The sequence below is a fragment of the Verminephrobacter aporrectodeae subsp. tuberculatae genome (assembly GCF_026127385.1).
GTDB classification, from domain to species: domain Bacteria; phylum Pseudomonadota; class Gammaproteobacteria; order Burkholderiales; family Burkholderiaceae_C; genus Acidovorax; species Acidovorax aporrectodeae.
Genome location: NZ_QZCX01000003.1, coordinates 1,334,848 through 1,352,894, shown reverse-complemented (window position 1 = coordinate 1,352,894; position 18,047 = coordinate 1,334,848). Strand labels below are relative to the sequence as shown.

4 protein-coding genes and 1 pseudogene are annotated in these 18,047 nt (G+C 58.9%); 2 read left to right on the top strand and 3 right to left on the bottom strand.

Going from position 1 to position 18,047, the window contains the following annotated elements:
• The first annotated feature begins 32 nt into the window (after positions 1–32).
• Positions 33–1,010, top strand: coding sequence for a Bug family tripartite tricarboxylate transporter substrate binding protein (locus D5041_RS21065; RefSeq protein WP_265285677.1), 978 nt, complete (start codon positions 33–35; stop codon positions 1,008–1,010).
• Positions 1,011–1,204: 194 nt separating this feature from the next.
• Here the strand turns inward: D5041_RS21065 and D5041_RS21060 are convergent, their stop codons facing one another.
• Together D5041_RS21060 and D5041_RS21055 are read right to left on the bottom strand one after the other, a co-directional pair.
• Positions 1,205–2,134: an AbiJ-NTD4 domain-containing protein gene (locus D5041_RS21060; RefSeq protein WP_265285676.1), complete on the bottom strand. Its 930-nt coding sequence runs from the start codon at positions 2,132–2,134 to the stop codon at positions 1,205–1,207.
• A 140-nt stretch (positions 2,135–2,274) separates the two neighbouring features.
• Positions 2,275–2,677, bottom strand: a pseudogene (locus D5041_RS21055) (transposase); the annotation flags it as partial.
• Positions 2,678–3,424: 747 nt separating this feature from the next.
• Between D5041_RS21055 and D5041_RS21050 the strand changes: the two are divergent.
• Complete coding sequence (locus D5041_RS21050; protein ID WP_265257567.1) at positions 3,425–4,762, top strand: IS4 family transposase; 1,338 nt, start codon at positions 3,425–3,427, stop codon at positions 4,760–4,762.
• Positions 4,763–4,824: 62 nt separating this feature from the next.
• Here D5041_RS21050 and D5041_RS21045 read toward each other — a convergent pair whose 3' ends face one another.
• The gene (locus D5041_RS21045) at positions 4,825–18,042 is read right to left on the bottom strand and encodes a two-partner secretion domain-containing protein (protein WP_265285675.1); all 13,218 of its coding nucleotides are present in this window, start codon (positions 18,040–18,042) and stop codon (positions 4,825–4,827) included.
• Between the last annotated feature and the right edge of the window lie 5 nt (positions 18,043–18,047).

The following is an 18,047-nucleotide window of genomic DNA, read 5'->3' as shown; positions in this document are numbered from 1 at the left end:
GCTGAGCCGTCCTTCCCGAGAGACCCCCACCGATGATGATCCGTCGCCACCTCCTGCGCGCCACGTGCGCGTGCCTCGCGAACCTGGTCGCCGTCAGCAGCGCGCGGGCCGAGGCAGTCGCTTGGCCCGCGCGTCCCGTGAAGCTCATCGTGCCGTTCGGCGCCGGCAGCGGCAACGACATCGTGGCGCGGCTGCTCGCCGATCAGCTCTCGCGTGCGCTGGGCCAGCCCTTCGTGGTGCACAACCAGGTTGGCGCCAACGGCGCCATCGGCGCCGAAGCAGCGGCCCATGCGGCGCCCGACGGGTACACGCTGTTCCTGGCGACGAACACCACCCAGGCGGCGAACCCCGGCCTGATGAAGAAGCTGCGCTACGACCCGGAGAAGGACTTCGCGCCCATCAGCCGCGTCGCCAACACGCCCGCGCTGCTGGTGGTGCACCCGTCCGTGCAGGCCAGGACGGTGCCCGAGCTGATCGCGCTGGCGAAGTCCAGGCCGGGCCAGTTCAGCTACGCCTCGGGCAGCGCCGGCACGCGGGTACCCGGCGCCATGCTGACCAGCGCAGCGGGCCTGGACATGCTGCACGTACCCTACAAGACCATCCCGCAGGCCCTTGCCGACGTGGTGGCCGGTCAGGTGCACGGGATGTTCACCGACATGGCCACGGGCATCCAGCAGGTCCGGGCCGGGAAGGTCCGCGCCATCGGCATCAGCAGCCTGCGGCCCGCGCCGCTGCTGCCCGAGGTGCAGCCAATCGCCCGCACGCTGCCCGGCTTCGAGTTGCTCGCGTGGTACGCGCTGTACGCGCCGGCGGGCACGCCCCAACCCGTCATCGCCCGGCTAAACGCCGAAACCCGCACCGCCCTGAGCGACGCCGCGCTGCGCGAGCGCCTCGTCAGCCTGGGCTTGGAGCCCATCAGCAGCACGCCGCAGGAACTGGCGGCCTTTGGCCACAGTGAATTGGAAAAATGGACGCGTCTGATCAGGGAGGTTGGTATTGAGCCGGAATAGGGGAGACAGTTGGGTGGGGAATGCCTGCCTGGGGGTCGCGAGCACGGGAGGGCTCCTTGGAATTGGATCGTGGGTTGTGCTGTTTCTGCGCATGCTCCCTGGCAAGAGGTCGGGAATGTACGCGGGCCGTGTCGTAGTTGGCAGAAGCGCCTGTGCGCCATGCGGACCGATTTTGCAGCAACGCCGATGGGCTCTCAATTGCCTGATATCGGAATGCCTGCCGCGTCAGCCTTTGCGGCAAGAAAGTTTACGAAAGCCGAGCACGAAACGAGCATGTACTTGGCTTCGTCCAATCCAACGGTAGGAGCCTCAAGAATTGCATGTCGGATGCCGTTTTCATCGCTGGTGTATCCGTACAGCTTCGAGAATGCACTTTGCAAGGATTTGTGGATTGGTACTTTGTTTATTACCAGGGCTTGGAGCGCTGGCGCTAGTCCCCCTGACTTCTCACCAGCGAGTTGCTTGGCCATCGACTCAATCGCGCTAATGGACTCTTTCACGGAATTCCTGTAGTCAGGCTGCGGTCGTTTTGCAAGCAACTGAATAGCAGTGGTGATATGGATATGTGCTCCGGGTAGACCAAGCCGCCGGGTTGTCTTGATGGCTTCCTCAATTGACTCGGTTTCCGCAGGACTTGCAATAGGCACAAGATTTTTGTCAATGAACCTATACTCGGAAAGTTCAGCCTCGAAGATTCTGTTGAATTCTGCGTGTAGTTGGGCAGGGACCCACCTACGGATTTCAGAGGAATCGGGGGAGGAAGTTATTTCAAATTTCTTTATCATTTCCTTGTGGAATGGCATGCTACAAAGCATTTCGACAAGGTCATATATCTCATACCACTCCATTTTGTAGTATTTGTTTTTTAACCATTTACGCAAGTGGTCGTCGTTATATATTGGTAGTTCGTCGGCAGGAAGTTTCAGTAGATATCGAGAAATATAATCCGTAGTAAAAGACCAGTAGTTGATTTTTCCCCGGCCCCAGTAGCTGGAGTAGTTGGTTTTTTCATGAATGGAAAGAAGAAAGTTCCAGATCGCATTCCGCAGATCGTCATTCATGCTCTTGATCTGAAAGATCTTTGGTACTTCGACAGCGCCAGCGCGCTCAGAGAATTTGGTCATTTTTTTCGAGTGTGTAGAGCGCCTTGGTGGTCGATTGTAACCTCCCCAAGTGAGCGCGAACGTGCAGCGTCTGTCGGCTGTGCACGTGGCGTTGTTGCATAAATCGACCTTCGAAGATGCACCTCCCCAAGAACACCAATTCAGGTGATGCGCACGGGCTGTGGGCGAGCCAGGGAGGCCATGCGATTGAGCACGCCCGCACGGATGGCGACCTCGGTGGCTTGCGAGTCAATCGTGCGGGCCCACAGGAAATGGCTGGTCAGCGGCTGCAGACGGTACATCAGGTTCTCCACCAGCGAGCGCTTGTGGTAGCCGCTGGCTTTTTTCCATTCGCGTCTGCCGCTCTTTGCGATCTCGTCAACGGCCGCATTGCGCCAAGTTGCGCCCGGCGTGGCCTGCGGGCCAGGGCATGGCCCCTTCGCGCGGGGGAATCGAGGGCGTCGCATCGCGTGCGGCAATCTGCGCGTGGCATGCTTTGGTGTCGTAGGCGCCATCGCCGACGACGATGTCAATCGGTGTTTCGGACGGAATTTGCTCGAGCAGATATCACCATTTCGGATGCAATAAAGGCCGTCAATGAATCCATCCAGGACCGATAAGCAAACACCCGACGCACGCTGGGAGGAACTTGAAGGCCGGTACACGCAATGGCGGATCATGGAGCTTGAAAGCAGCTTGCTCACGGTCATTACTGTGAGCCGCGCCGTGGTGTTCCAATCTCCGCCCAAAGAGCAGAGTTGCTGAATAACGGCCATCACTGTGAGTCGCGCAGTGGTGTTCCAACCTCCGCCCAAAGAGCAGAGTTGCTGAATAACGGCCATCACTGTGGGTCGCGCAGTGGTGTTCCAACCTCCGCCCAAAGAGCAGAGTTGCTGAATAACGGCCATCACTGTGGGTCGCGCAGTGGTGTTCCAACCACCGCTCAAAGAGCAGAGGTGCTGAATTGTACGAATGTACACCACCAATATCTCACTTGGTCAAACTGCACACCCGCATTGCCGCAATCCCTCAGCCGCGTTACATACCGCCCCCGCTTTGCGGAGGGACAAGGCGGCTCTGCCGCAGACAGTCGGCTCGATTAGTCCTTTTTCTTCGCCCGGGTGTTTTTTTGACCGGCAGCAACAGCGCGTTAGCGTTGGCCGCCGCGCAAGGCATTGTTGCGAAAGGGCTTGCTCGCGTCAAAGTTGTTCTTACCCAAATACAGCAGTGCCAGGCAGGATTTTATGCATCTCTTTATACACAAGCCCCCGAGCATAAGCTATGCTACCTATTTCATAGCGAAAGCACACAATGAACTGGGTAGCCACGGAATTCAAGAGCATGAACCTGGGGGACCCCAGACGCAAACAGCGTGCGATCCACCTGATCGAGAGCTTGAGCGCCAAGCCCACGGCCAGTATCCCCCAAGCCTGCGGCGATTGGGCCGACACCATCGGAGCCTACCGCTTCTTTGGCAATGAGGAGGTCCAGTGGGAAGACATCCTGGCGCCGCACATCGAAAACTCGGTGGCCCGCATGGCGGCGCACGAGCATGTTTTGTGCATCCAGGACACCACCGAACTGAACTTCAATGGGCAAAAGGCCAAGGGGTTGGGGCCACTGAGCTACGAGGCCCAGCGCGGCATGTACCTGCACCCCACGTACGCCATCTCCACCTCGCGCGAGCCGCTGGGTGTGCTTGATGCGTGGATGTGGGCACGACAGCCGCGCCAGAGCGATGGTAGCCGTCCTGGCGTCAGCGAAAGCCTGCGCTGGATAGAGGGCTACGAACGACTGGCCGAGATGGCCCCGCAGTTGCCCAATACACGACTGGTCTACGTGGCCGACCGCGAGGCTGACATCATGGCCCTGATGGTGCGAGCACGTGACTTGGGCGAGCCAGTGGACTGGTTGCTGCGCAGCAAACACAACCGAGTTCTCGGAGAAGACGACAAACTGTGGAGCCGGGTGACGGCGGGTGATTCGCAGGGAGAGATTCGTTTCACCCTTGCCTCGCGCCAGGGGTCGCGCCCTCGTGAAGTGGTACAGCAAGTGTGGGCGCAAGCGCTGGAGTTGCCCGATGGCCACGGCGGGTTTGTGCAGGCCACATGCATCGTTGCCCGGGAGGAGCCGCTGGCGAATGGCGAAAAGCCCATCGAGTGGAGATTGCTGACGAACTTGCCCGTGGAGACCCTGGAGCAAGCCGCGCGGATGATCGACTGGTACCGGGCGCGCTGGGAGATCGAAATGTTCTTTCATGTGCTCAAGAACGGTTGCCGGATTGAAGCCTTGCAGTTGGGCAGTGTCAGCAAGATAGAACGCGCGGTGGTGCTGTACATGGTGGTGGCCTGGCGCATTGCCCGGCTGATGCGACTGGGGCGTAGCTGCCCGCAACTGGATGCGCAACTGATGTTCGAGCCCGACGAATGGAAAGCGGCATACATCCTGAACAAGCAAGAGTTGCCCAAGGAGCCGCCCACGCTCAACGAGGTGGTGCGGCTGATTGCCAGGCTGGGGGGCTTTCTTGCGCGAAAGCGCGATGGTGAGCCCGGAGTCAAGACCATCTGGCTGGGAATGCAGCGCATTCTTGACTTTGCCGCTGGCATCAGGTTCTGTCGCGAGCTTCAGGCTCAGGGGAGCTGTGTATAACGAAATGGATTTTATGATGTCGCTGTTGAACGCGCCAGAACGCACGGAGAATGTCGAATAGATCAAGGAACCGTATAAAATGCGGGATAATCCAAGAGTTTATTTTGATAATTCTTAATCGATTCATCAATCCGGTATTTGTAAGTGTTATTGACTTTTATGAATTCATTGAGATGCCCTGCGAAATCCATCGTAGTCAAAAATTCTCTTACAAAGGCTCTCCCTTGATCCGTTCTATAGAACGCCAATCTCTGTTCGGACGATGCGGTTTTTAGATACTGCTGCGTAGTGACGTTTGAGCCCGATCCTTCGGGATAAGCTTGCATCAGCATCCTGTCAAGATCAGTTGCCCTGGGGAGAGAAAATTCCCTCTTTTTGTCCATCCAGGTTTTCACTGCCTCTTTTCCGAGATTTTCTGGTGCCTCAGTCAGCGCATATCCGAAGAATCCGGATTTGTCGATGTATTGGTCTTTGCTCTCGTAATTCGGCCTGACTGGTCCCTTGCTCGAATGTACTTCATCGTGCTCTGACAAATCATTGCGGCTCTTGTCTGCGTTGAAAGGGGGGCGGTAATTGCCTGCTCTGTCATCGAGTCTGAGATTTCGCATCTGTGATAACTGAGAACTGATGGGATCTACCCCTTTGGCGCCCAGAAACATTTTCCGCGTCGCCTCGTCACTTCCAAGAATCTCTTGGAATTTGGTAGTGGCAGTGTCAAGATCGCCCGCGGAGGCGATTTCTTCAGTGGTAAACCATTCTTTAAAGAGCTTTTTTGCGACAATTGCTCGCGCACCCACGTCGTTCCCGTATGCAATCGCGTCAAACTGGTTTTTCTTTGCCAACCTGCTAAGAGCAACCCCTCCACCAACTGAAACACCCGGAGCAACTGGACCAGCAATGTTGAATGCGGCCCGGTTTTTTTGTTCTGTTTGAATACCTCTTTCTATATATGCGGAGAATTTTCGACCTTTTTCCCCTTGACTGTACTGCTGAAATTTGGACTGCTCAGAGCGACTTTCGTACTCCAAGCCACCAGTAAACAAAGAGCGCGCTGTTTTGCTGGCTATCTCCTTGGAACCATCCGAACGGTCGGGGAGAGGGGTATGAGTTGTCACAGCTAACTTTTTTATTATGGTTGTACCTGTTTGACCCGGATCGGTGTAATCCAGGGGAGTCTTGGTGACTTGCGACGAAAATTGAAATTCTTTTCCAATAATATTTTTACCATTTCCAAACAACGGGAAAAAATTATCGCCAACCACCGGAGTTGTCGTCATTGAGAGCCCGAAAGTATTCGCCGTGCGCAATCCACCACTGCCGGAAAATACGTCGGTTCGACTTGTCAGTCCATTTTTGCTGTTATCAGCTCCCCTGGTAAAACGGGAATGACTGACCAAAGAGGTTCTATGAAAGGGAAGTCTTTCAGCGTCCAGCTCGGCGTAGATTTTATTTACTGTTTCCTCATGCGACAGTTTCGTCGCATCAGAAATCGGTCTAGCCATGTTTTCTGCCGGGTTTTGATGCCCTTCCATCTGATCAGGCGTCAAGACGACTCTGAGAGGAGCTTCGGGATCGAAACGCTTGTCTTTTTCGTACCGCGTCTGAACCTTCAGTGCCCCGGCAAACGATGAATACGCTTCTTCAATAGTTGCAGCGGCAATTTGAAAGTCTTTATCCATTTTGCTGTGTTTGATGCGACGGTTGCTACCGCTCATGCTCAACAAATCTGTATCTATGAGTGAAAGAGTGAAGCCATATTTGTTGAGCACTCCGATTGAATCTCTGACGGTTTCCAATTGGGCGCGTTTCAATTTTCGATCATTTTGTACGGCAAAATTGTTGATCGAATTTACTGCATTGGCAAATTCTTCGTGTATTGCAACTACTCTATCTCCGGCATCACCACGCAATGAAAGGGGACTGGTATCATTTTTCTCGAGCCCCGCCATCGTATTAAGGAAACGGTCAACAGGAACTCCAAGAGCATCTGCAATGGGCCTTCCAACAGCATACAATAGAGGCTTGCTATCGGCGAAGTATCTTGAGACGTATTTTGCAGATTGATCAATGCTCCCGGTAAGACTTGGATCAAAGGCATTGTGTGGCAGTTTGGGTGACTCTGTGGTTCTATGGGTCCGCGTAAAAGTTTGCATGACGTTGATATCCCCGCCAGCCGACAAAGTTGGAATGAGCGGTTTTCCTGACAGTTGAGCCGAGAATTTCCAATAGGCACTTTTTGCATTTTGATCCCGCGTAATCCACGATGGCTTGGGAAGAATTTTTGGAAAAAGCGCCATACTTTCCGGTTTGGTTTTGTCTGCGTCTGGTATGAACTGCAAAGCAAGAGGCTTTTCTACTCCATACAAACTACTGGAGACTGTTCCGCCTAATCCTGCATCTTCATAAGCTTTCAAAATCTTTGGTTCGTTTTTATAGCCGCGCTGAATGCGACGTTGCGTCACCCCTGCCAAGTCACCTGTATCCAATTGACTTCGTGGCAAGAGTTTATCTGAAATTGAACTGTCTTTTGTCAACTTGGAGGAAGCTGACTCTGTGATGGATGGTTCAAGCATATTCATCAACAGCAGCATACCATGCGCATCCGCAGGGGTGGATGCACTAGCCGAATACTGACCAATATTACGCGATATCCCGCCTTCAATGCGCCCAGATACCGAGGCGAAAAGAGAAATATCAGCCGATTTAAGATCATCAGCTGTTTGGTGACGACTGGATGGAGAAATCAAAGCGTTTTTCTCCAGGCCCACATTGGCCTGGACCCCGAGACTCAAATTGCCTTCGATTTGACCCGTTTTTGCTACAAGAAAGTTTCCATCATTGCTTCGGGAAATTTCGGTGGTTTTCTTGTAATTTCCGCTTAGCTTCAGATCAATTGAAGAACCAAACACTCCGGAGGGACCCGGTTGATCGATTGCTGATGCCCCGACGGATGTACTTGGACTTCCAGTGTATCCGCCCCTTCCAAGCATATGGACTTCTACTCCAGTGGTTTCACTTATGCCCTCCCCTGGGGCGATCAATTTATTGTTTTTGAAATTTGCAGAGAAATTTTCCAGAATTTTCGATTTCTCTCTGCTTATCCTTGCAAGTTGATTGTTGGTGTTGCTGTTTTGATAGGCCAATTTTTCAGCCCTCCTGATATTTTCTAATTTTTCTACCGTCTTTTTTCTGTCGGCAGAGGATCCACCCAAGGTGAGATTTTTGCTCCACCGAGCGCCCGATTCGAGGGCGGCGTGCCCATTCGCGATGATTTTGGTTGCATCGACCTTTGCATCTTGAATCAGTTCAGTGCGGTTTTCTTCGCTTTGGGCATCATCCAATTTTTTCCCAAGATCATTTCTTAACGCGGTTAATTTTTCTATCGTTTTATTGGCACGATCATCAAAAGACCCTCCTATTTTGGAAGTCAATGAATTCATCTTGACTCCGCTGGATTGCAATTTTTGCGCAACTTCCGTGAGTGATCCGATATTTTTTCCTATATAAGCATCAAGATCATCGCGATTCTGATTTGCGACAGGATTGGCGATACTGGGGTTCTCTGCGATTCCGGTCGATGCTGCTGATGTGGATGCCAAATCCGTATCAATATCTGCATGCCTTGCCGGGCTGAGCAGGGTCGCTGGTGCTTGCCCTTCAAGAGTATCCGCTGCGGTATGTTCCGCAGGAGTCTTGTGCTCCAGAGATTCTCTCGGGCGTGGATCCTCGCGAGCATCCATCCGCGGCAGTGTCTCGTGGATTTTTTCCGGATGCTGTTGCGTATGGGCTTGCTCGTTGTTCTGGTCCGCCTGTCGGAGACGGTTGAAGCTCCCATCATCTTTCCGATCTGCAATAGGACTGGAGGAACTGGATTCCTCTGCGAGTCTGGCCGACGCCGGTTTGGACGCCAAGTTCGTGCCAGTATCTGCATGCCTTTCTTCTGCCGGATTGAGCAAGGTCGCTGGTGTTTTTCCTTCAAGAGCATGCGCTGCGCTGCGTCCCGCAGGAGTCTTGTCCGTCCGAGACACAAGGGGAGCCTCCCGAGCCTCCACCCCCGGTGATCTCGCGTCCGACACCGCAGTGCTGCGCAACGGCTGGGCATCGCCTCCCCGCGTTCCGACCAATTCAACCGCTACCGGCTTGGTTGGACTCAAAAGATAGCCGATTCTACCATCCTTCAGAATTTTCGGTGGATTGAACCACTTGGACCGTGGTTTTGCCTGCTCTGTATCGGGAGCATTCTTGCGATCGTTCTTCGCAACGTTCGAGACGTGTGAGTCATCCCGAGGGGGACTGGAAGATGAGTCTGCGCCAGCACCTTCTTTTTTGTTATCTTTTTGGGTGGGCAAATTGCCAGGAAGGGAACTGGAAGATGAATCTGCGCCAGCACCTTCTTTTTTATTATCTTTCTGGGTGGGCAAATTGCCAGGAGGGGGATTGGAAGATGAATCTGCACCAGCGTTTTCTTTTTGATTATCTTTTGGGAGGTGCGAATTGCCAGAAGGGGGAGTGGAAGATGAGTCTGCACCAGCCCCTTCTTTTTTATTATTTTTTGGAAAATGCAAGTTGCCACGAGGGGAACTGGAGGATGAGTCTGCGCCAGCACCTTTCTTTTTATTGCCATCGAGTCTGATTTCTGGCGCATAAGCCACAATCCCGAAGCTGTCACTTGTGCTTTGCACCGTCGTCTTTTCCATTTTCCCGCCTGCCGTCGCGTGCAGGTCATTGCTACCCACAAGCTGTACGTTCTCAAGACTCGCATTCTTGCCTGCCGCGAGGGTGACCTTGCCTGTGCTGAGGATCTCTGTTCCCGTGACGGTGTCGCTGCTCGTTTTCTCCAGGTTCAGTGCGGCATTGGGGGCGCCCGTCTCGGAATAATTCTTGGAGAGCCCTGCGTTCCTGCTTGCGCCCGGATTTTTTCCTTTGGAAGCAGAAATCCCGACACTCGCAGACACCGACAGGCTTTCTTGCCGATCATGAGCGGCCTTGAAGGTCAGATTGCCTGCGGATGCGATGGTCACGTCGTTCTTCCCGGCGTCGAACGTGACACCGGTAAAGGAGGCATCCTGCCCACTTTGAATGGTGATGGGACCGGCTCCACTCTTGATGCTGCCACCCAGCTCTTGCGTACGGCTGCTTTGCGCCACTTGGACTTGCACCCCCAGATTGCCCCCGCCACCCTGCGCGGACACGGAGATGCCTGCATCCACGCCAACGCTGCGCATTTTGGACTCCTGATAATTGGTGGCCGCGTCGAACGAGGTCTTGCCCCCTGCGACCAAGTCAACTTTCCCTCCAGCGTCCAGTTTGGAGCCTTCATAGCGCGCATCGCCCTTCGTGCGAATCGAAAGATTCTCGCCCGCCCGAATCACACCGGCCACTGCTTGGCTGCTCGATTCACGCTGCTCGGAGCCATGATAGGACGCGTTGATGTTCGCAGCAGGCCCCACGACACTGATGTCTACGGTTCCACCGGCACTCGTGCTGGTCTCGCTGGATGTGGAGGTGTTGCGCGCCGCCCGATAGTCCAGAGAGCCGGCTTCGAGGCTCACGCTCTTCTTGGCAACGATTGTGCTCCCCTCCAGTTCCGTCTTGTTCCTGGATGAACTGCGCACACTACCGCCTACGGAAATGCTCGATACAACGGCCTGGCTGCTGCTGGATCGAGACGATGCATCCTCGTGCTTATGCGACGCCGTCACTCCGGCGGCTACGCTGGAGCCTTTCTCGCTTGCCATCAGACCGGCAGAGACGTTGGCCGTTGCTTCCGCATACAGACCGATCTTGGTGGTATCGCTAGCACTGTTTGATGAACTGTACGTGGTATTTGCAGCCGCCAAGCTCCTGATCGTCTTGGCCGACTGCGTCAAATCTCCGCCGGCCTCAATCCCGGTGCCCACGTCGGTAATGCTTTCCCGCGCCGTCCGCGTGATGTTTCTGCCCGCCGTGATGCCCGAGATGACCGCGAAGGTCGCACCTTCGACGCTATCGCTGCGGGTGTTGGTCGCCTGAATGCCCATTTCGGCGCGTGCCTGCGCATGAGCGCTTGCACTGGCTTGCACACCCAGCCCGACCCCCGCGCCCGCATCGCCCCCCGCGCTGGCGGTTCCGGTTGCGTAAAGTCCTGCTGTCGTCTCGCTGCTGCTCGATCGCTTTTCGTGCACGTCGTTGACGGCCTTGAACTCCATCTTGGCCGCATGGAGATCAACGTCGCGGTCGGCAAACAAGTTTCCACCTTCCAATACCAGATTCTTCTTGGCCTTGATGCTGAGGTCTTGACCTGCCGTGATGGACGAGCCCTGATGTGTCGTATCCAATGTTGCATCTGTTTTGGTGCTGTACTGCATCACGTCAATGCGATTTTCCGAACTGACCGAGACCTGCCCCGATACGCCCACCTTGGCGTTCGGATTGGTATTGTGGGCAGCGCTACCACTGGCTTCGGCACTGGCTTGTGCCTGTGCCGTGTTCTTTGAACTGGCCATCAACCCGATCGACAGACTCTCATGCTGCGTCGTCGACGTTTTCCTGTCTTCTGCCGCAAGAAGATGGACGTTCTGCGCGTTGATCTTGGCGTCACCAGCGGCCACCACGTGCGAGCCTTGCAAGTTGATGTCCCGCGATGCATCGACCGTCAGATCGCTGCCGAACCGGATGATCGATCCAACATGCTGCAAGTCGGTGGTCTGGGTTTGCGTTTTGGTCTTGGCATACAAGGCCAAACCGGCAGATCCCGATGCATTTGCGCTGGCCTCCATATTGACCGACTCGGGCACCTTGTTATCGACAGCCACCCCCAAGGCAGTGCGCGCAGCAGCACCGGTGGTATTGGCCGAACCAGTGGCAGTGCGCGCAGCAGCACCGGTGGTATTGGCCGAACCAGTGGCAGTGCGCGCAGCAGCACCGGTGGTATTGATCGAACCAGCGGCAGTGAGCGCAGGAGCACCGGCGTTGGGGGTGCTCACCTGCGCATCTCCCGATGCGCTCACTTGCAGAATGCCGGTGCGTTCTATCACGGTGCGTGTCTCTTCATAGTTACGCCCCGCCAGCACGTTCACGTTCTTGCCTGCCTTGATCTGACCATGGCCTTTGACGTCGACACGTGAGCCTTGGACTGTGACGTCATTCTTGGCCGTCAGATTCGCATTGCCCCCCACTTCGAACTGACTGCCGACATTGCGGACCGAGGTCGAGTCCGTGGTCGTGGTCGTGGTGCCAAACAGGGAGTTATTCATGCCAAAACCAGATTCCTTGGTTTCGCTGTGCGAGACGATGCTGTTTTCCCGTGCGACGATCTGGATGTCGTTCGCGGCATCCAGCTGGGCATTGCCCGTCACCTTGACGTCGGTGCCTGCGAACGTGATGTTTTTTCCGCTGGTGGCATTGAGATTGCCGCCGATTTTCAATCCCGATTTCACCTGTTCGATGGTCGTGGTGGTCGTCGTTGCCAAGCTGGATTGGGTCTGTCCCTGCTTTGAGTCGTTGTTGGTCGATTCGATCGGCGCCGCCTGGTTGCTGAGCTTGCCCATGGCGGTTGGCAGGCCGTCTGCGATGCGTTCATGCCGGGTGTCGATGCGCTTGTCCTGAATCGTGTCGAAATGGATGTCGCCACCGGCTCTGAGGCTGGCGTCTCCCCCTGCGGTGATGTTGGCGCCGGTGTTTGCGATGTTCTGCGCCGCGTCGAGCGACAAAGTGCCGGTCGATTCGATCGACGCCGTCTTGCCGAAATCGGTCTCGTAGCGTGTATCGCTGCCAGATCCGTTCGCCGTCGTTTGGTTGACGATGCTGCCCTGCGTGGAATGGATTGCTACGTTTCCACCCTGGATCGTGCCCGAGGTGTTGCGCACGTCACCCGCCGATACCACGGTGAGTGACTGCGTGCCGGTGATCGTGCCGCCGGTGTTGGTCAGCGAAGCAAGGCTGAGCTCGGCCATTTCTGCCGTGATGACGGCGCCTTGCGTAATGTTCGCCTTTGTTTGCGGTGACAGATAGACCACGGGGGCCAGCACGACTTGGCCGTTGATTTCTGTCTGCACCATCCACACGATGTCGTGCGTGAGCTTGGACTGCTGTTCTGGCGTCAGCGCCTGCCCGTAGACCAACCCGAGCGCCTCGCTCTCGCCGGCGGCCGAGTCCATCAGAGCCTGCACCTGCGCATTCGCGTTCTGCACACCCGCCAGCAACGCGTTGCCGGTCTGCGCGATCAGCTGCTGTTTGATCAGATAGGCCTCGTAGTTGGCGTCGCCCAGGCGACGCAGCAATTCATCGGCGTTGTAGCCCAATCGGCGGGCTAGGTAGTCCGAACCTGGCGTCGGCGAGCCGATCTGGTAGAGCGGGTTGCTTTCGACAAAATACTGCGCATCCGGCTGCTTCGCGATAACGTACAGACCATTGGGATTGGTCGGCAAGGGGTTGTTCGTGCCGCCGAACGAGGTGCCTTCGATGCCGTTGCTTGCGTTCACATGGACGAACGAGGTCGCGGGCCGACCGCCGAGCGTATTCACGGGTGTGACGCTGATGCGCTCGGCGCCGGTGGTGCCGCTGGCCGCCGGGTTGACTACGCCCTTGTTCGCATCGCCGCCTTCGCGCGGCCTGACGGTGGCGTGCTTCGGGTCGCCCTTTTTGATTAATTCCACCGGGGCGGTCGAGCCGTTGTTGCTCAGCGCGAAATGGCTGCCCGACAACTGGCGCGCGTAGACGCCGGCACCGATATTGCTGAGCTCGGTGAGCTCCGAGGTTTTCGTCTCTTCTTCGACACGCCGCGTGTAATAGGTCAAATTGCCTAGTGCGATGTAGCGGGTGTGCTCGGTCCAGGTGCGCGTGTAGGCGGTGCGTTGCAGCGCCAGATCATCGTTGACGAAGGTCGCGTTGGCCCCTGTGCCGTTTAAGGCCACGGTGTCGCCCGAGATCACGCCGCCCAAGTTTTTGCCGGTGTTGAAATTCAGGCTGACCGTGCGCGCGCCAGTAATTTGGGGCTTGATCGTGGGCGTGCCGCCCGAGTAGATCTGATCCTTGTGCCAAGTCTGCGCGTAGTACCAATATTCGGAGAGGTCCGGGAAGCTGTCGTAGTAGCCCGCTGGATTGTGGCTCGTCTCCTTCGTGATCGCGGCCGAGTTCTCGCCATATACGCGGGTATCGCCACCGGGCACTTCGTTGAGCAGGGTACGCGCAGTCATCGCAATCGAGCCGTTGCTGTCGATGGTGCTGTTGTTGACCAGGGTGTTCGCGCCCAGGGTGATGGACGTGCCAGCGCTGATCCTGCCTTGGTAGGCGGTCAGTGTGGCGGCGTTGGTCAGCGTGCCCGACTCGGCCGAGGCCGCGAGCGCGTTGCCGGCATAGAGCGTGCCCTGATTCAGCAGCTTGCCGGTGGTGGCGGCGACGCTCAGGTCATGCAGCGCCGAGATGCCGCCGGACAGCCCGTTGGTCACCGAGGGGGCGCTCACCGTCAGGTCGTTTCCCGAGAACAGCAAGCCGTTGTTGCTCAGCGCTTTCGAGGTCGTGATGCGTGTCTGCCAGGGCGGCGAACCGGCCGACGCGTTCTGCTCCTTCGAACCCAGAACCTTTGCGTTGGCGCCGGCGAGCGACAGCGTGTCCAGCGACAGCGTCATGTTCCGGTCGGACGACAGGGTGGCGCCGTCGGCCAGGGCGACGGTCCCGAGTGCGGCCGAGAACTGCTGGCCGACGACGGTGCCCGTCGCGCCGACGTTCAGCGTGCTGCCGCCGGTGCCGTTGAGCGTGAGCATGCCGCTGCGGCTCTGCAGGAGTCCGTTGAGCGCAGCGGTGTAGTGGGTGTTGGCGACGCGGCTTTGCACCGTGAGGTTGCGCTCGGCAATGACGGTGCCGTTGCTGCTCAGGCCACCGCTGCCCACGCCAAGCGCCATGGCGCCCGCCGACTGGATGGTGCCGGCATTGTTCATCTCGCTGGCGGACACCGCGCCGGCGCCCACTGACGCGGTGGCCACGTCGATCGTGCCGCCCGTGCGGTTGTTCAGCGAGCCGGACGCCGATACCTTGCTGTCGCTGCGCGTGCCGCCCTGGATCGTGCCAGCGTTGTCCACGCTGAGCACGTCGATGTCCAGGCCATCGCCGAGCATTTTGCTGTTCCTGCCGTTGCTCAGCGCCGTGCCCGTGCCTTTCACCGTCAGTTGCCGGCCTGCCTGCACCACGGCGGTGGCACCGGTGTTGTCCAAGCCGGTCGTGGTGTTGGCCGTGAGCCTGCCGGCGGTGATCAGCTTGCCGCTGTTGCTCAGTTGGTCGGCATCCAGGTCCCCGTCGCCCGCACCCTGCAGCACGCCGCTGTTGCTCAGCCTGCCGCGCACGTGCACACGGTCAACGGCGTTTGGCTGCTGCGATAGCAGCCAAGTCCCCGCGTTGTCGAAGCGAGCGGAGGTGACGGTGCTGCCGGTATTCGCCTGCACGTGGCCGGTGGCGGCGTTGCTCACGCTCAGCGCCTGGAGTTCGACGTTCTGCTCGGCCTGCAGCGTGCCGCTGTTCGTCACCGCCTGGGTGGCGCCGCCGTCGCGGTCGGCGATGTCGATGTGCGCACTGGCGCGCACGGTGCCGGTGTTGGCGAGGGTGCCGTTCACACGCAGCATGGCCGTGCCGGCGCTGGCGTCGATTGCGCCCGCGTTGCGCATGCTGCGGCCCGCGCGGACGAGCACGCTGCGGCCCGTGAGGCTCGCACCCGCTGCGTTCTCCACACGACCACCGCCCGTCACGGAAAGCGCACGGCCGGCTTGCAGGGTGCCGGCGGCCGTGTTGGAGAGATCGTCGGCGGTGCTGACGCCGAGTTCGCCCGCGCTCAGCACCGCGCCGCCGTTGACCAGGTTCGCGGCGCTGACGACGAGGTTCCCTGCGCCCTGTAGCGTGCCGCTGTTCGTGGCCTTGCCCGACACGCTGAGTTGGTCATTCGCGTCGGTCGCCTGCGACAGCAGCCACACGCCCGCGTTGTCGAACGACCCCAGTGCGGCCGTGCTGCCCCGACTCGCCTGCGTCCGGCCGTGGGCGGTGTTCGCGAAGAGCGATGCCTTCAGCGTGAGCGCGCGCTCGGCCAGGAGATCGCCGCTGTTGGTCACGGCCTGCGTTGCCGCGCCCGAGCGGTCTGCGATGTCGATGTCGTCGCGCGCGTGCAATTGCCCGCTGTTCTCGACCGTACCGTTCACGCGCAGCGTGGCGTTGCCGCTGTCGGCCGTGGCGATGCCCGCGTTGAGCAAGCCGTCTGCGGCCGTGAGGTTCAGGCTCGCGCCCTGGAGCACGCCGGTGGCAGCGTTCGACACCGCGCCGGCGCTGACTACGCTCAGCGCGCCACCGGCCTGCGTCTTGCCGCTGTTGAGCACGCTGCCTGCGTTCACGAGCACCGAGTCTGCGCCCTGCAGCGTGCCGCTGCTGCTGTTGCTCACGCTGCCCGCGCGCACGACCACCGAACCCGCGCCCTGCAAGGTGCCGCTGTTGACGAGCGTGCGGCCCACCGTGAGCGCATCCTGCGCACCGGCCTGCTGCGACAGCAGCCATGCGCCCGCATTGTCGACGTGCGCGGCATGGACCGTGCTACCGGTCTGCGCCTGGATGCGCGCGTGCGCCGTGTTGCTCACGTCGGCGGCCCTCAGCGCCAGCGCGCCGTCGCTCAGGAGCGTGCCGCTGTTCGAGAGCGTGGCGCTCGCGCCTCCCGAGCGGTCTGCGATGTCGAGGTCTTGCGCGGCGTGAATTTGGCCACTGTTGTCGATGCTGCCGTCGGCACGCAGAGTGACCTTCCCCTTGTCGGCCGTCATGGTGCCCGCGTTGGAGATGCCATTGCCCGCCGAGAGCGATACGTTCCCGCCCCGCGACTTCAGGACTGCGTCGGACGCCGCACGGATGCCTCCGGAGGACGAGAGCGTCATATTGCCGGCCGACTGCAGTTCGGCCCAGCCCAGCGCCAAGTCGCCCTGGTCGGCGCTGGCGGTCAGCGTGCCCTCTCTGCTGTACAGCTTGGTGGCGGCGGTGCTCACGAGGTGGCCAAAGGCGCCATTCCAGGCGCCGCCCGCGCCCCATTCCGTAGCGCCGAGCGATGCGCTGTTGCCCACGGCCAGTGTCAGCGCGCCGCCCGCGTGGCGCAGATTGTTGTTCGCAATGCCCGAGGCGCTCGCGCTGTCGATCAGGCTGGCCGTGCGTACCGACAGATCGCTGCCCGCGATCAGTGCACTGCCCGTGATGGAGGTGCCGCCGGCCGCATCGAGCACGGTCTTGCCGGTGGACGTGAGACTGGCGTCAGTCAGCGCGAGCGCATTCGCTTCGGCACTGGTGGTGCTCACGTTCACGTCGCTCAGAGCCGTGACGCGGGTCTGCAACTCGATTCTGCCCGCAGCCGTCAGCGTAAAGTCGCCTGCGCTGGCCGCAGCATCACCCAGCAAGCGCACGCCCACGCCGGCCTCGGTCGAGGTCAGGCGGATGCGGTTGGCGTACATGCCGCCGAGTGCCGAACTGTCTACCGAATACACCGGTGCGGCGCCGGTGTGCGTGGCAGGACCTGTGACGGCGCGCGTGTCGTAGTTCCAGCGGTTGGCGCCGACGGCGACGCCCACGTCCTGCCCGTGGATGGACGCCTCCAGCCGCACCGAGCGCGTCACGAGGTCGAGCACCTGTTGCGCCGTGGCGTTCAGACCGGTGCCGGTGATGCGGATGTCGCCTTGGCCCGTGCTGAAGCTGTCGAGGCCGCCGCTGGCGGTCAGGAACGGATTTCCGGTGGTCAGCGTGACGCGGTCGGTGTTGATGAAACCACAGCCGCTGCAGGTGATGCCGTAAGGGTTGGCGAGCACCACGTCGGCCCTGCCGCCCAGCACCTCGGTGAACCCGGCGAGTGCACTGCGGTTGTTTGAAATCACCTCGTTGAGGATGACGCGCGCCGTGTTGGCCTGGTTGAGGTTGGCCGTGACCTGTCCCGCCAACTGCGACGGGTAGACGATCTGCGCACTCGTCGTGTTGTTCAGCACCAGGCCGATCGGGTGCACGTTGAAGCTTTGGTAGCGATTGTGCGAGAGCCCGGCCGTGTTCGCCGCATTCGTGTTGACCACGGTGACGCCATTCGGCGCCACATAGGCGTTCAACGGGCTGCCGGGCGCGACCACCACGGACGCGACCTGGGCGAGCGTGCCCAGTGGAATCAGCGCGAGTGCGCTGAAGGCCCGGATGCCGCGACGACGCGCCCTGGCCTTGTGGCCCTTGCCATGTCCGCGCGCGGTTTCTGCCACGGCCATCCAGGTGGCCGATGCCGAATTCCAGATGACTCGATAGATGTGGTTCATGGCAA

Coding starts and splice junctions, on each gene's coding strand:
- D5041_RS21065 (WP_265285677.1), top strand. CDS start 33: ATGATGATCCGTCGCCACCTCCTGCGCGCCACGTGCGCGTGCCTCGCG.
- D5041_RS21060 (WP_265285676.1), bottom strand. CDS start 2,134: ATGACCAAATTCTCTGAGCGCGCTGGCGCTGTCGAAGTACCAAAGATC.
- D5041_RS21050 (WP_265257567.1), top strand. CDS start 3,425: ATGAACTGGGTAGCCACGGAATTCAAGAGCATGAACCTGGGGGACCCC.
- D5041_RS21045 (WP_265285675.1), bottom strand. CDS start 18,042: ATGAACCACATCTATCGAGTCATCTGGAATTCGGCATCGGCCACCTGG.